Origin of the sequence: Treponema sp. OMZ 855, from assembly GCF_024181145.1 — a bacterium.
Lineage (GTDB): Bacteria > Spirochaetota > Spirochaetia > Treponematales > Treponemataceae > Treponema.
Map to the genome: position 1 here is coordinate 1,816,448 of NZ_CP051194.1, position 15,691 is coordinate 1,832,138.

A 15,691-nucleotide genomic window follows, 5' to 3' on the forward strand; every position below is an offset into this window, starting at 1 on the left:
TCTCTGATGCTGTCCTAAATATCGGCCTTATGCTATAATTGCTCCGTATAATTTTATAAAAAGCATAGGAGCCTATAATGAATACACCGGAAATGAAGCAATTTACCGCCCTTCCCTATACCCGCCCCGATATGGAGGCATTAAAAACGGCATTTAAAAAAGCGGAACAGCAGTTCGAAGCCGCACATTCGGCTGCAGAGCAAATCGCTCTTATTGATGAAGTGCAAAAACTCAAATCTCATTATCAAACTATGCAGACCCTTGCGGAAATACGGCACAGTATCGACACCCGTGACGGTTTTTACGATGCCGAAAATACGTTTTTTGATGAATCAAACCCGTTTTATATCGAAATGACCAATAGCTTTAACAAAAAGCTGCTTGCATCATCCTTTCGTCAAGAACTGGAAAAAGAACTCGGGACGCATATCTTCGCAATGACCGAACTTGATATGAAGGTGTTTTCACCCTCTATTATGGAAGATTTAGCGGAAGAAAACAAACTTACCAGCAGCTACGACAAACTGATCGCTTCGGCAGAAATCGAATTTGCAGGAGAAAAACGCACGCTCGCACAGCTGACTCCTTTTATGCAGGATCAAGACCGTGCAACACGGGAAAAAGCGGCAAAAGCCTACTACGGTTTTTTTGCGGGACACGAAGCAGAATTCGATTCCATCTACGATAATTTAGTCAAAGTGCGTACACGCATCGCAAAAAAACTCGGATACAAAAACTTCGTGCAGCTCGGATACGACCGGATGGGCAGAACCGACTACAATGCCGAGATGGTTGCTGCCTATCGGAATCAAATCTACCGCGAAATTGTGCCGATAGCCGTGAACTTACGAAAACGGCAGGCGAAACGGTTGGGGTTGGAACGGCTATACTACTATGATGAACCGCTTGAATATACCACCGGCAATGCGATTCCTCACGGCAATCCCGATTGGATTTTGGCAAATGCCAAAAAGATGTATGCGGAACTTTCCCCGGAAACCGATGAATTTTTTACTTTCATGACTTCGCATCAGATGCTCGATGTGCTTGCAAAAAAAGGAAAGGCAGCAGGCGGTTATTGTACCACAATTCCCGATTACAAGGCGCCGTTTATTTTTGCCAACTTTAACAATACGCAGCACGATGTGGAGGTAATGACCCATGAAGCAGGGCACGCATTCCAAGCCTATCAGAGCCGTAATGCCCGCCTGCTGGAGTACGTATGGCCGACCTACGAAGCCTGCGAAATACACTCGATGAGTATGGAATTCTTTACATGGCCGTGGATGAATCTGTTTTTTGAAGAGCAAACCGATAAGTTCCGCTTTACCCATCTATCCGGAGCGCTCCTGTTTTTACCCTACGGCGTTACGGTAGACGAGTTTCAACACTGGGTATATGAGCATCCCGAAGCAAGCCCCGCAGAACGAAAAGCTGCATGGCGCAGTATCGAAAAAAAGTACCTACCTGCACGGGATTACGACGATAACGATTTCTTGAACCGCGGCGGTTATTGGATGCGCCAAGGACATATCTTCAGTACGCCGTTTTATTACATCGATTACACACTTGCTCAAGTATGCGCATTGCAATTCTGGGCAAAAAGCCTTTCCGACCGCAAAACGGCCTGGGAAGATTATCTGCGTCTCTGTAAAGCGGGCGGCCGCGACTCCTTCCTCCGCCTGGTGGAACTGGCCAACTTGAAAAATCCCTTTAAAGAAGGCTGCATTGCTTCCGTAGTACCGGCGTGTACGGAGTGGCTGAATAATATCAACGACACAGCCTTTTGAAAATATCCTTTTGCAAATATACGGCGCATCTGCGTTGTCGCTTCACAAAAAACAGTCCTCGACGTACAAAAAGTACGCCTGCGGGTGTTTTTTGTACGCTCCTAGCATCTGCATCGTCTATTTGCAAAAGCGTTGAAGGGGCAGAACTATCATGGATGGCGGTGGTTCCACACAGCAGCGATGTTTCGGCTCCGCCGAAACTCGTAGTCAAAACTATACACGGATGTATAGTTTTGACAGACGTGCGGACTGCGTAGTGTCTACTGCCGATGCTGTATACATCTTCGAGCTTAAACTCTCCGGTAACGACAGCGCGGAAGATGCCCTCAACCAGATAAAAAAGAACGGCTATGCGGAACAGTACGAGGCAGACGGCAAGAAGATTGTACTGATAGGAAGTTCTTTTGACGAGCAGACACGAACGATAAGAGACTGGAAGGTGGAAGTGCTATAAAAATATGGGGCTATTAAAAAATAGCCTGGGTGCATTTGTTCGGTTATCTCGACAAAAAAACGAATATACGGTATGCTTTTGTATACAAGCTTTATTATTAGGAGAGCATCGTTATGAAAACTTTACATTGCGACATTTGCAAAAAAGAATTGGTTAATCCCATAACCGGAAGAACCTATTGGCATATCCGCGAATATGATATTTGCGAAGCCTGCAAGGACACCATCGAAGCAAAAGTTCGGCCGATTGTCCGCCAGCATGCACCCTATTCCCAAGATTGGTATGAAGATCAACTGATATCACTGATCGAAAAAGGAGTAGCTGCACGCCATCCGTAAAAGAGGCGGCGGTACAATATTGTATTACCGAGAAAATGAATAGGAGGCTGTTCAAAGATAGAACATTTTGAATGGTCTCCTGCTCTATAGTATTCCGTCACCGGTAGTTTTGGTGTTCAACACAGATTCAAAATGAGCGTTGTCTATCGTATCATTTTATGATATTCTAACTGGGTATGGCTGTTTTACTATTATTTTGTCTTCCGCTCATTTTTTTCTCTTACGCCTTTCAATTAGAAGAAAAAAATAAGCATATCTTTATGTTTTTTGTCGGTATTACCGCGGCTACGCTGTTCTTACTGATTGTATCTTTTTTTTCTGCAAGAGTGGATCGCTATATCGGTTCGTTAGGCAGTTATTTTTTTTATTCCTTCTTTGTGGATACCCTTATCCCTTTCTGCATTGTATTATTGATCGCCTTGATCTTTTCCGGTTTTAACGTTTTACCGGTTCCGGCAGCGCTATTTGGTCTATTTACCGTAAAGATATATCAACAGCTATTTCTTGCAAGCACACATCTCCGCATCATACCTATTGTACTCTGCATCATTCTGTATGCAAGCGCGCTGTTTATTCTGGATGCACTCTTACATTTTTGTACCGATATCACCTTCTATTACGCCGTTGCCTGCGTCCTTTGCTTTCTTCTATATATAGGAATCCTTATACTGGGTACTTTTGCGCTGGGGCTTCATTATTTTAAAGGGAATCCGCTCATCTACGGCTCTATTTTAGCGGGACTCACTTTCATCGGTGCGGTACTCCACTTTATACTATACCGGCAAGGAAACGCCGGCTAAACATCCTAACAAAAAATAAAAAAAAAACGTCTAGCCCTTGTATATTTTGCTTACTCTGCCGATACTGTAGGCAGAGTTCTTCATCCGCTGCGGAATTGATGCTCCATGAGGTTTGGGGATTACCGAGTTGTTTGACAAAGTTTTCTTTTCAGACTATAATGGGTATGATTTCTTAGAATATCGGCGGAAATAAAAGGAGTTGTGAATGAAACAAGGCGTTGTTATTACGGTCTTTGTTCTGATGTTTGCAGTCGTTTGTACTCCATTGGCAGCGCAGGATAGCGGTGTTAATTATCAAACGTATATGGTGGAGACTTTTGACTCCCCCGAATCATCAGAGATAACATGGAATGCTATTGGAAGCAAGTTTATCACCGAAGGTTATCCTATTTTAAAGTATTTTGACGGAATGCCGAACGCTCTGCGGGTTATGCAATCCGATTCCGATAAAGAATACAAATTTTTAGGAATGCAGTTTAAATTTAACCGCCAAGGCGATAACTGGGTCGATCTTTATCCGACAAAGAGCTCAGGCGATAATGCCGCTCCTTATGAAATCCCCTTAAAAGGGGTTGTCCAAAGATTTGATCTTTGGGTCTGGGGCGCAGGCTATGCGTATGACCTTGAAATTCTGGTACGCGATTGCAACGGACGGATACATACATTACCGGTCGGAACATTAAATTACCATGGATGGAAAAATTTAGCAGTTACCGTTCCCACGAATATTCAACAGCGGTCACGCTATTTATCACAGCTTAAATATATGACCTTTGTCGCATTTAGAATCCGCACTCAGCCTACAGAGAATGTTGATGACTTTTATGTTTTCTTTGATGAATTCAAGGCATTAACAAATACTCGTACAGCTTCTTATGACGGTTTTGAGTTAGAGAATGCCAAGTTTGATGATGCCGATTCAAATAAGGAGGGCGGAAAATAATGACAAAAAAATATTTTACCGTAGCAGCATTATTATCAGCATTATCGTTGTTTGCATTTGCTCAAGAGAACACTCGCGATGGTTTGGCATTGGATCAAGTCGATGCTTCCCGCATCGGCGTTGAATCTGCAGAACAGCGCTTAAAAGAAGTTTCAGTTGATAAGTTCGAAAATGAAGGCTCTTGGGTTTGTTCCATGTCGTCTGACGAAGGCGTTATTCAAGGACGTTTGTTTGACGGCGCACCCAAACAGAAGAAAGCAATTCCGGACGAGGAAAACTTGAATCTTCCTGACAGCAAAGTTTACGGTACAAAGGTGTCCTTCTACCGCCGTGGTTATAACAGCTTTGAAGTCCGTGCCGTTAAACCGATTCCGGTCGAAGGTATTACTAAAACCGTCAGCGTTTGGGTTGTCGGAAGAAGTTATCCGCATGTTTTAAAGCTCATCCTCGAAGATTATATGGGACAGCGCTTTGAACTCTATGTAGGAAAACTGAATCATGCAGGATGGAAATTGATGACCGTTGCGGTTCCCCCGCAGAATGCAGCAGGAACGGGAATTGTACAAAAAGATTATCACTACGGCACCAGCATGGGCTTAAAGATTGTAGGTTTCCGCATTGAATGCAATCCCTGGGAAGCTTATGGAAATTACTACATCTACTTCGATGATCTCCGTGCTGTTACCGACCTCTATGAAGTTGATATGCGCGATGATGACGATATGAAAGACAGCTGGTAAACCGCTGTTCTAACTCGTATCAATCGATTGAAAACCGGTACCTATTCGGTACCGGTTTTTTTATATACATGATAGCGCCCCACCTTTGTATAAAAGACTATTTTTTGACATTTTTTTAAAAACGATAGGATATATGATGCATAGACACCGGCGCCTAATTTTCTTACATCGGTACTGATAAATGCATCGGGCAGCTTTGCCATAAGCCGAACAGTCAAGCTATCGATACCGTGAAACTCCTCCTCCCGATGTATCTTTAACAGCTTTTTATCGATAATACGCGGTCTCTTATATCTGCTTCTCCCCTGCTTATCATCTATTTTGATAACTTCGCAATCAACATACAAAATCCGTATTGTAAGATTCGGATTATCGAGACAGTGAACAATTCCTAACAGTTCTCTAAAAATTTGATAGAAATTCCCGTGTTTCGGACTTTTCCGGCAGCTTCGTTTACTGCCGTCTTCGTTAAGCATCAGTATATAGGCATTTTCTATGATGGGATAAACAATCTGAATAGGATACCGCGGCAAAAGCTTTTCCAATTTAACCCGTAGAGCGGAAAGTTTGGAGGTTTGTATTTCTATTATCCGCCCTGTATCGTAAATATCACAGATAAAACCTTCTATCGATGTTTCCTGCACGGCGCTGTCACTGCTGTACAAGTCTTTTAGGGTGCGGTGCAGGTGTGTTTCATTATAGGTGTTGATCATTCGTTAGACGTATGCACGTAATTCTGCAGCATCCAACTGTTCCAGCGCGTAATAGGTTGCCACAATACCTCTTTCTTCACGGGTACGTTTCCCGCATACCTGATACACAATCATCTTATTTGTCGGAAGCGGCGGCATTAATCGCCTACCATTGATATCGTACAGAGATCCGACCATAAGTTCATCGGAAACCTCCTGCATATCGCCATCAGGAAATACCATATAATATTCATAAAGCGTCATACCGACACTATAACAGTTTTTTTTACCCCCACACAAGAGCAAAAGAGCAGGCAACTGCACTAGGAATTTTTTTAACGGTTACCTTTTTTCTGTGCGAAATTTTATCTAAAATTTCGCACACTTTTTCCTAGCAGACGGATAAACACATCAGGCTGAGTAGATAAAAAGTGCAGAATTATTGCGGCTGTGAGACCATTTGAACCGCGCAGAGGTTCAACTCTGGTTGAACAGCCTCAATAATTCTGCGGGGGGATTCAAAAAAGCCTGATGTGTTTACCCTAACATACAAGCGCACGTTTCCAGAAAAACGCATTGGCGGGGCGGATTTTCTGCTCTTGGATAAGCTGTGAAATGAGGCTGCTAATGTCGCCGGCGCGCCAGAGCGGGAGATTTTCGTGTAATAGACGGATAAGCTGCGGAGCGGTAAATTTCCGCTTATTTGCCGCCACAAACGAAAGCAATTCCCGTTCATCCTGCGGATATAATAGCGCGGTTCCGTTACAGATATCGCAGCCGGAACAGGCAATACTTTCATCCCCCGCATGAAGCGGAACTGCCCGCACTTCTCCGAGCGCTTCGAGCAGAACCTCGCGCCGGCAGCGGCCGCTTTCGGCAAAATTAACGAGTATTTCCGCCCGTTTCCGCTGCTTTTCCGGTAACAGCGCAATCCGTGCCTTGTCTTCCGGACTCCACAGTAACACCGCCTGCGCAGGTTTTCCGTCCCGCCCTCCCCTGCCCGCTTCTTGTACATAAGCTTCGGCGGTGGGCGACGCATTCAGATGAATCACGGTGCGTACGTTCTTTTTATCGACGCCCATGCCCCACGCACAGGTCGTTACCAGTATCGCGCTATCGTGCTGATGGAACCATTGCTCCACCTCATCTTTTTCATCCCGCTGCAAACCTGCATGATAAAACCGAATCGCCCGATCCCGCAACGTGTAGCGTAAAAACGCAGCGGTTTGTTCCGTACCGTTCCGCGTCGCACAGAAAATAACCATCGGCCGCTGCCGCTGCATAACCTCTTGCAGGAGGGCAGGCGCCTTTACGCGGCATTGCCGTACATAATAAGCAATATTGGTACGATCCGACTCTCCGCGTACCAGATGCGCCCGTCCGTCAAAGAGTACCTCACCGATACGCTTTAATACCTCGTTTCCTGCTGTCGCGGTAAAAGCGGTAACGGCGGGCGGTTTCAACGTTTCGATAACCTGCTTAAGCGTTTGATAGGCAGGCCGAAAGCTGTCTCCCCATTCACTAACGCAGTGCGCCTCGTCTATAGCAAGGTGGGCAATGCCGCGCTTTGCAATACGGTTTAACACTTCTTCCTGCATCAGAATTTCGGGATTGGCAATGATGAGTTTCGCAGGAGGTTTACCGTCCGTACCTTCGAGACGGGCATACTGCGCGGCTCGTTCCTGTCCGCTCTGGCCGCCGCGGAACAACACCGGTTCAAGATTGCCTTCGCACATCCGGCGCATCTGGTCGCTCATCAAGGCTAAAAGCGGATAGATAATGAGTGTCGGCTTATCCAACAACAGCGCCGGCACCTGAAAACACAACGATTTTCCCGCACCGGTCGGCAACAAGACGATCTGCCTGCCCCGCAACACGCCGTCTTCGTCGTAAAGTTCGCTTAAAGGTTCTCCCGTGCCGGACAAAAAGCAATCCTCTGCTTGCGGTACCGCGGTTACGAACGGTGCTGTAGAAATTCCAGCCGGCTCTGTGGCAGCTCCGACCGCTTCGGCAGCGTGTACGGCATCGAGGATATTGGCAATCACGAGCCGCTGCCACGGGTACAACGCCGGAATCCCGAATACGGTCTGTGCGCAGATAGAAACGGCATCGGCTGTTTTTTCCAAGCTGTATTCGGGATTATCCGATTCAAAAATCACGGGACAGCTTTCCGTATCGGGCAGCGCCGTCTCCGGTTCAAAAAGGTAGGAGATTTCGCCATCAGGCGCTTTGTTATTGATGATATTCATACCATATATATGCATCACCAATAACAAAATGGCTTACAATTTTGCAAAAAAGTAGGAAACGGGTTATCAAAAAAGTAACCGGCTTCTGAGATATCCCCGTTCTCTTTCGATTTATATTAAACCTGTTCGGAAACTTCCGTTTCTGAACAGGTTACCGTGAAATGCGATGTTCTAAATCGTACTATTTGTGCGATTTAGAACTCGTCGACCTATTCGAAAACGCAGTTATCGAATAGGTCTATTTATTCGGCGATAATTGCCTCAAGTGCGGTTTGCATCATTGCAGTGAACGATGTCTGCCGCTCTTCTGCCGTGGTTTCTTCATGGGTAACCATATTGTCGGATATGGTAAGCAGCGCGAGCGCCTGCCGTTTGTACTGTGCGGCAAGGGTGTACAGCTCGGCGGCTTCCATCTCAATCGCTAAAAGACCGTACTTCGACCAGAGTTTCCACGTTTCAAGCTCGTCATAGAACACATCAGACGAAGCGATGGGACCAACCAAGGGACTATACCCTAAGCGGACAGCCGCATCATAGGCATGCTTTAAGAGCTTCCAGTCCGCTGTAGGCGCAAACTGGGTTCCTCGGAAACGGAGCGTATTTGAACCTGAATTGGTCGCCGCGCTCATTCCGATAATCAAAGACCGCAACGGAATCTCTTTTTGCAAGGCTCCCGCCGTACCGATACGGATAGCTTTCTGCACGCCGTATTCACGGAAAAGCTCATTCACATAGATGGAAATGGAAGGCTGCCCCATGCCCGTTCCCTGCACGGAAACAGGCACTCCTTTATACGTGCCGGTAAATCCATACATACCGCGGACTTCATTGTAACAGCGTGCATTTTCCAAAAAATTTTCGGCAACGAATTTTGCCCGCAGCGGATCGCCCGGCAGCAAAATCCGTTCGGCAATTTCACCTTCTTTTGCTCCAATATGAACACTCATCATATCCTCCCTAGTATTGTCAAATGTATCAAAATCATTATGAGGGATATCTAAAAATCCACCGAGTTTTTAGATGTCCCTATATTCATCAGTCTTTCCACGGAAAAATAAAATTTCGAATAGACCGGCTGCCAAGTGTTTCCCGATCTTCCGCCAGTAACTCATCCCACGGAATTTGTTTCCGTGCAGTTTGAATCGGTATTTCAGGATGCTGCTCAATCCAATCATATTTATACATTCTCAGTTTAAAGGCATTGTTCCATGCAAGCAAGAGGCCTGAAAAGCCCGGCACCAAAAAAGCTAAGAACGGGGTCATGATAATAAGAACGACACTGTACAGCAGCATAAAAAGCGTAAATCCGGTATTATCAAAAAAAACAATAAAGCACTTTTTAAGACACTTGCCAAAATTCGATTCCAGCCGGCTCCGTATCGGGAAAAACCATAAAAGCGACAGCTGTATCACCGCAAAAATCCATACGACAGTAACACCGAGAAACAGACCGAGGAAATTTTGAAACGAAAAATAATAGGGAACGGCGACTCCGGCAACGATCCAACAAAAAGTTTCGATTACTGCGAATAAAACACCGTGCCGCCACGTATGTTTGATTTCGCCGCCGATTTCTTTCAATGAAAACGATTTATAATCGGCAATACGCGACATCAAATTGGAGACGGCTAAAAGCAGCACCCCCATCCCAATGATACACATAACCAAAATGAGTACCGGCAGCACCGATACCGCTGAAAGTAAATAAGCTAAACCGAAAAATAAAAAGACAATCAGTATAACCGCAATATTGAAAAGAGCGAGCAGAAGAAAATTGTCCCACCCGTCAAAAAAATTTTTTTTGAGAAAGAATCCGATCATGCGGCGATACTAGCACAAAAACCGGAATAATACTATCCATGCCGTAGAAAAGCGGATCCCATAGCAGACGATTGCATAAAGCCCTCAATTATAGTAGACTGGCGCACGCAATTGACTCAAAGGAACCGCTAAAAACTACTTTAGCAGTCCTTCAAATTTGGAGAAAGTGATGAAATCATTTTTAATTGGTGATATGTCCCGCCAAAATGCCGGAAAGTTGTTGCGGTATGTTAAACCGTTCTTTTTCGTACTTTGTTTATCAGCCCTCCTTGTTTGTTCATGCAGCAAAAAGGAACAAAGGCCGCTTACCATGGTTTTTTATCCCAATGAATCAAGCGAATCCATGAAGGATGCCCGTGCTGCATTCCAAGAAATTTTAAAAGAAGCTGTCGGCCGAGACGTTAAAATTCTTACAACGACCGATTATAACATCGCATTGGAAGCGCTCGTTTCCGGTAAGGCTGATATGGCCTATGTCGGAGCCGAAGGATACATTACTGCACATAAACGGAACAGTGCTGTTATTCCCGTTGCAACGAATTCGGGGCCCAGCGGAACGCTTGATGATGCGAAATATTACAGCTTCATCGGCGTACAGAGGAAGGATGCCGATATCTATAGAAAAGCGGACGGCAGTTTTGATTTAAGTCTATTAAAAGGTAAAAAAATGTCATTTGTAGCGGCAAGTTCTACTTCCGGTTTTATTATTCCCGCAAAAGTTTTGGCAACGGCTTTTTCTATTGATAACACCGACGATCTTATATTGAGCGACAAGATATTTTCCAAAGTGCTGTTTGCCGGTTCTCATCAGGGCTCACAAGTCAATCTTTTCCGTGGTGATGCTGATGCGGCAGCCTTTGCGATCCCGCAGACAATCGGCGTGTACGAACTGCTCGAAGGGGAAGATTATAAAACCGGCGCCGTCTACCGCGTAACCGTAGGAGCCGACGAACCCTTCACATCCTTTGCAGGAAGTGAAATGACTGTCATCCGCTCAATTCCCGTCTTAAATGCCCCGATTACCGTCAATACGAACACGGTTTCAGCCTCTGATATACAAAAGATACGGGATGCGCTGACATCTGATAAGACGGCAAATAATCCCGGCATTTTTAACGTAAAGGGCTCCGGTAAAAAAGGCATATATCCTAAGTACTCCGAAAAAACGCGGCTGGTTGCTACCGATGATGCCTGGTATGATGAGATTAGAAATTCTACTAAGTAATGAATACCCGCTGATATCTTGCTTGAGTATGTAACCGATATACCCCGACGTAAAACGCCGGGGTATTAAACCCTCCGCACAAATAAGGTTTGAATTATTGATTACTTTTAAAAATGTTTCAAAGCAATACACCGGCGGCAGACGTGCGCTTGATTCCATCAATCTTACGATTGAACGGGGAACAATCGTTTCCGTTATCGGATCTTCGGGGGCGGGTAAGACAACCTTTATCCGTTGTATCAACCGACTCATCGACTGTACTGCCGGTACGGTTGAAATCGATGGCGAAGCATTGCAAAAAATGACCGGGCGCCGCTTAAAACAACTCCGTAGAAAAATCGGAATGATTTTCCAAAACTATAATCTGGTAGAGCGGCTCACCGTTCTGGAGAACACGCTCCACGGCTGCCTTGGCGCACTGCCGTTGTACCGAAGTCTGTTCGGGCTGTATCCTCAAAAGGAAAGAGCGCAGGCGTTGGCAATACTCGAAGAACTCGGCCTTTCGGACTACCTGTATCAGCGCTGTACGGATTTAAGCGGCGGCCAAAAACAGCGTACCGGCATTGCACGGGCATTGATGCAAAATCCGGAAATACTCTTATGCGATGAACCGGTGTCTTCGCTTGATCCGCAAAACGCACAAGATATCCTTGATTATATCGAAAAGATCGTCAGAACGCGGAATCTTACCTGCATCATGAATCTGCATCATGTTGAATATGCAAAACGATATTCCGACAGAATTATCGGTTTAGGTAACGGGAAAGTGGTTTTTGACGGAAAACCGGAAGAACTGTCGGAAGAAGCGCTGCACGCTATTTTTTCTTCCGGATCCCATACCGAAAAGAAAGACGGCCATGAAATTTGATATTCCGATAGGCAGACAATACCATGCCTTTGAACCACACCGGCACCGTCACTCACCTTCTTCGGAAGCTTTCTTCAAAAAAAAGAAAGTAAGAACATTGACTCTTTTTTTCACGGCTGCCGTGTTATATGTTGCTTCGGCAATTATGACGGGACTTACGGCATGGAATGCGGTAACCGGCATCCCACGCGGACTGTATTGGCTGATACGAAACTTTTTCCCATCGGCGCAATCGATTGCGGTGCTGCCGCTTATTTTTAAGACTTCGCTGCACACCGCCGTTATCGCGATAACGGCATCAACTACGGCTTTTGGCGTTGCCTGCATAGCGGCAGTTGCCGGTTCTCAAACAACCGGACGCTTCCGTGTACTGCGTATTGTCTGTTCCGGCGCGGCATCTTTTTTTAGAAACATCCCCCTCCCCGCATGGTCTATTCTCTTGCTATTATCCTTTAAGCAAAATGCCATAACCGGTTTTTTGGCTCTTTTTTTTATCACGGCAGGACATTTAACGCGGGCATTTACCGAAATTATAGACTCTCATGCGGAAGAATCGTATACGGCATTGGAAGCGGCCGGTGTACCGTATATGCCGATTATCATTCACGGGGTATTACCGAATGTTCTCCCGCTTTTTATTTCATGGCTGCTTTATGCAATAGAAACCAATGTCAGAGACTCGGCACTGATCGGTATCTTAACGGGTACGGGTATCGGATTTCTCTTCAATCTGTATTTTAAGAGCTTCCGCTATCCCGAAGCAGGGTTCATCATCTGTGTATTGATGATACTCGTACTCTGCATCGACAGTATTTCCAACAGGATACGAAGGATCTTACTATGAAAACCCATACCAATATTGACCGCTGCCGATTGCCGAGAAAAAAACAATATACGCTCTCTCTTGTATTTGCAGTTCTTTTCGGCATCAGCATCTGGGGATACTTGCTCCTTGCGCAGGAAACAATCGATTGGAAAAGTTCATGGGATAATCTGCTCCATTACGGGCGCATCCTTTTTTTACAACCGAAGCGGTCAGATCATTTACCGATTGGTGAACTCGTGTACTCACTCGGCATCAGTTTCGCACTGTCGATTTTAACAACAATCGGCGGCGCCGCTATTGCGTTTTTCTTGGCGCTCGGAGCTGCCCGCAACATTGCCCCTCCGGCTGTTGTAAAAGTAATCCGCATTATCACCGCAGTTATCCGGTCAATCCCCACCATCATTTGGGTACTGGTTTTCTCGGTTACGGTTAATATCGGTACCGATGCCGCCGTTATCGGTATGTGCTTTCACAGCATTGCCTATTTGGTAAAAGTGTTTTCCGAAAGCTTTGAACAGATTAACCGTGACACGATCGATGCTTTGCGGGCATGCGGGGCGGGATTTTCCGGCATTATTACGCAAGCGGTTATTCCGGTGGCTGCAACTTCCATTATTTCATGGACATTCTTCCGTTTTGAAATTAATTTTATCAATGCCGTTGCGATCGGCGCCGCTGCAGGATCAGGCGGTATCGGGTACTATTTATTCATGGCAGGGAATCTCTATTATGATATACGGGAAGTCGGCGTTATCACCTACGTTATTTTCGGTACTGTCATTTTACTTGAGATGCTCTCTCTGCGCTTGCGAAAAGGAATCAAGCAGCACTGAAAAAATACCGAAACTGTAAAGGGAGTTTGAAATGAAAAAATTTATCGCACGTATCTTTGTTTGTTTTTCGATGATATACACCGCCGCAGCCTTAGAGGTTAATGTGCCTGAATTTAACTTCGGGATATTGGCAGGTAAACAGCCGGGCGGCTTGTCACAATTCAGTATAGTCCAAGAATCGTCCGTTAATTTCCGTTTACTGCACGGAGAACGTTTTTACAGCGACTTAAACCTTGCGCTCTATATTCCTGATGTGCTGCGTTTTTTCCATCCGGAACAACTGTCGCGGATACCGGGACAATTCACCTGTGTTGATTTTTCTCTGAACTTTCCGAATTTTATAGGCCAGCCGCTGATTTTATCAGTCTTTACGGGAGAGCACCAAAGTCTTACCGGCGAACAGTATAGTTTTTATTTTCTTAAGCAGCGTATACGGCCGGTAAAAATGTATGAAAACGATATTGCCGCGCTTTTTACACCGCCGCGTCCTCGTGAAGGCTTAGGTGTCAGTGCTGCAGGACTCATTTTGAATACCGGGTATGTAGGAGGCTCTTTCAGCTGGAACGGAGGGATAAATGATAAACAAGAATACAGCCTATACGCACAGGGAGGTGTTTTTACCAATATTGCACTTATCAATGCAAACTTCTCCTTTCATATTAGCGATAAAGCGGCAAAAGTATCTCTTGCCACATCAGCTTCGGCACTTTTTACCGTTCATGATAATGTCGGTATTTTTACGCAGGTTGGGTTGCATAAAACGAATTTTAGAAGCGCAACACTGCAACAGGATTTTATCGGCAATCTCTTTGCATTTTTTGAACCGCGTATCGCACTTGAACGTATGGACTTTGATTTTACATTCTTTATTTCCAAGATTCGGGACACTCAATCCGGCGGGCTTTTTCCTGCTGCACCGCTTATAAAGCCTTTTACTATCGTTCATAATGAGCTCTACGGCGGGTTAAATATGTTCTTCGGTTTTGGAAGGATGGAATTAAATAAAATGCAGGGGGGATTTCACAGTCTGATTGCCCTGCCGATAACACGCCCGACGAATATGCAGCTCGTAGTACTCGCCTTTACGCCGTTCTATACACTGAATATCGGACCGTGCGATCTTGATTTCCGTTTTTCGTTTTACCCGCTTCTTTACAGTACTCCAGCTTCTATGTTTGAAGCCAAGATAGCACTGAAACGTAATTTATAAATGAATAAAATGCTACCCCCTATTGTAGAAAATCATGAGCGGATATAAATGTCATTTTTGTGCCGAATGCGACGGATACGGCTGTCTCGGCGAGCTGCCCGGAATGGGCGGCGTATTTCAAAGCGCCAATTTTATCAGCAACTGTTCTGCATGGCGAAAATATTATAGCGATACGCTATGTGATGATGTGTTGCCTCCCATTAGATTGGCGCCTATTACCGGCGGTGTCGAAAATGTCGGCTACGAAGACGAGGCCGCGTTTTATTTCGATTTAATTGAAGCCTGTGCCGAAGCAGGGTTCCTGCTCAGCATTGGAGACGGCTACCCCGATGCAAAGATACAGGGAGGCCTTGCAGCCCTCCAGCGGTACGGAAAAACCGGAGCGGTGTTCATTAAGCCGTATCCTAATCCCCGTATCTTTGAACGGATAGATTGGGTACGCGATTCTGCCGATCTGATAGGAATCGATATCGATTCCTATAATATTGTAACGATGCGCAACCTGGTTCAGCTTGAACAAAAAGATGCACAGAGTCTGAAAGAAATACAGCGGTATGCACAAAAGCCTTTTGCAATTAAAGGAATATTTTTACCCGAAAATGTGGAGCTGGTAAAAGAGCTGCGTCCCGATATTGCCGTTATTTCCAATCACGGCGGCAGGATAGAAACAAGGCGCGGCAGTACGGCGGATTTCTTAGCCGAGTACGGCAGTACGCTCCGTAAGTTTGCAGGCGAGGTGTGGGTAGACGGCGGATTGCGGAGCCGCGCGGATATTGCCGCTGCGAAACGGCTCGGTGCAACGCAGGTCATGATCGGGCGCCCCTGCATTACTGCACTACTGAAAGACAGAACCGAAGGTGTACGGAAACTGTACCGCCGCCTGACTACGGGTTAAACGCCAT

16 protein-coding genes and 1 pseudogene are annotated in these 15,691 nt (G+C 45.6%); 12 read left to right on the forward strand and 5 right to left on the reverse strand.

Annotated features, from left to right (window positions below; all coding sequences use genetic code 11):
* Positions 1-77: 77 nt before the first annotated feature.
* The 6 genes and pseudogenes from E4N65_RS08140 (at position 78) to E4N65_RS08165 (ending at position 5,065) form a co-directional block, all read left to right on the forward strand.
* A complete protein-coding gene (locus E4N65_RS08140) occupies positions 78-1,790 on the forward strand; it encodes a M3 family oligoendopeptidase (protein WP_253672703.1) in 1,713 nt (570 codons plus the stop codon).
* 241 nt (positions 1,791-2,031) lie between these two features.
* Positions 2,032-2,244 (forward strand): annotated as a pseudogene (locus E4N65_RS08145) (PD-(D/E)XK nuclease domain-containing protein); the annotation flags it as partial.
* 113 nt (positions 2,245-2,357) lie between these two features.
* Positions 2,358-2,582, forward strand: coding sequence for a hypothetical protein (locus tag E4N65_RS08150; protein WP_044015625.1), 225 nt, complete (start codon positions 2,358-2,360; stop codon positions 2,580-2,582).
* Between the two features lie 176 nt (positions 2,583-2,758).
* Entirely contained in the window at positions 2,759-3,382 is a 624-nt protein-coding gene (locus E4N65_RS08155; protein ID WP_044015623.1) for an LTA synthase family protein, read from the forward strand.
* A gap of 205 nt (positions 3,383-3,587) precedes the next feature.
* Positions 3,588-4,325, forward strand: coding sequence for a flagellar filament outer layer protein FlaA (locus E4N65_RS08160; RefSeq protein ID WP_044015621.1), 738 nt, complete (start codon positions 3,588-3,590; stop codon positions 4,323-4,325).
* Positions 4,325-5,065, forward strand: a complete 741-nt coding sequence (locus tag E4N65_RS08165) for a flagellar filament outer layer protein FlaA (protein WP_044015618.1) — start codon at positions 4,325-4,327, stop codon at positions 5,063-5,065. Before E4N65_RS08160 ends, E4N65_RS08165 begins: the two co-directional genes overlap by 1 nt.
* 41 nt (positions 5,066-5,106) lie before the next feature.
* Here the strand turns inward: E4N65_RS08165 and E4N65_RS08170 are convergent, their stop codons facing one another.
* The 5 genes from E4N65_RS08170 to E4N65_RS08190 form a co-directional block, all read right to left on the reverse strand.
* On the reverse strand, positions 5,107-5,778 hold the full coding sequence (locus E4N65_RS08170) for a DUF8091 domain-containing protein (protein ID WP_253672705.1): 672 nt from the start codon (positions 5,776-5,778) through the stop codon (positions 5,107-5,109).
* Positions 5,779-5,781: 3 nt separating this feature from the next.
* On the reverse strand, positions 5,782-6,021 hold the full coding sequence (locus tag E4N65_RS08175; protein ID WP_371921811.1) for a hypothetical protein: 240 nt from the start codon (positions 6,019-6,021) through the stop codon (positions 5,782-5,784).
* A gap of 278 nt (positions 6,022-6,299) precedes the next feature.
* Positions 6,300-8,006, reverse strand: coding sequence for a RecQ family ATP-dependent DNA helicase (locus E4N65_RS08180; RefSeq protein WP_253672709.1), 1,707 nt, complete (start codon positions 8,004-8,006; stop codon positions 6,300-6,302).
* Positions 8,007-8,248: 242 nt separating this feature from the next.
* Complete coding sequence (deoD, locus tag E4N65_RS08185; protein WP_253672711.1) at positions 8,249-8,953, reverse strand: purine-nucleoside phosphorylase; 705 nt, start codon at positions 8,951-8,953, stop codon at positions 8,249-8,251.
* A gap of 88 nt (positions 8,954-9,041) precedes the next feature.
* Complete coding sequence (locus tag E4N65_RS08190) at positions 9,042-9,827, reverse strand: YesL family protein (protein ID WP_253672713.1); 786 nt, start codon at positions 9,825-9,827, stop codon at positions 9,042-9,044.
* A gap of 193 nt (positions 9,828-10,020) precedes the next feature.
* Here E4N65_RS08190 and E4N65_RS08195 point away from each other — a divergent pair, with 193 nt between their 5' ends.
* The 6 genes from E4N65_RS08195 to E4N65_RS08220 all read left to right on the forward strand — a co-directional run bounded on the left by E4N65_RS08195 (position 10,021) and on the right by E4N65_RS08220 (position 15,684).
* Positions 10,021-11,052: a phosphate/phosphite/phosphonate ABC transporter substrate-binding protein gene (locus tag E4N65_RS08195; RefSeq protein WP_371921831.1), complete on the forward strand. Its 1,032-nt coding sequence runs from the start codon at positions 10,021-10,023 to the stop codon at positions 11,050-11,052.
* Positions 11,053-11,149: 97 nt separating this feature from the next.
* Positions 11,150-11,920 (forward strand): phosphonate ABC transporter ATP-binding protein, encoded by a 771-nt coding sequence (gene phnC, locus E4N65_RS08200; RefSeq protein ID WP_253672717.1) that lies wholly within the window; start codon positions 11,150-11,152, stop codon positions 11,918-11,920.
* Positions 11,910-12,764 carry an ABC transporter permease subunit gene (locus tag E4N65_RS08205; RefSeq protein WP_253672719.1) on the forward strand — a complete coding sequence of 285 codons (855 nt, stop codon included), beginning with the start codon at positions 11,910-11,912 and terminating at the stop codon, positions 12,762-12,764. Before phnC ends, E4N65_RS08205 begins: the two co-directional genes overlap by 11 nt.
* Positions 12,761-13,579 (forward strand): PhnE/PtxC family ABC transporter permease, encoded by an 819-nt coding sequence (locus E4N65_RS08210; RefSeq protein ID WP_253672721.1) that lies wholly within the window; start codon positions 12,761-12,763, stop codon positions 13,577-13,579. The genes E4N65_RS08205 and E4N65_RS08210 overlap by 4 nt, the downstream gene beginning before the upstream one ends.
* Positions 13,580-13,610: 31 nt before the next feature.
* Positions 13,611-14,789 (forward strand): hypothetical protein, encoded by a 1,179-nt coding sequence (locus E4N65_RS08215; protein WP_253672723.1) that lies wholly within the window; start codon positions 13,611-13,613, stop codon positions 14,787-14,789.
* A 34-nt stretch (positions 14,790-14,823) separates the two neighbouring features.
* On the forward strand, positions 14,824-15,684 hold the full coding sequence (locus E4N65_RS08220; protein ID WP_253672724.1) for an alpha-hydroxy-acid oxidizing protein: 861 nt from the start codon (positions 14,824-14,826) through the stop codon (positions 15,682-15,684).
* Positions 15,685-15,691: the final 7 nt, after the last annotated feature.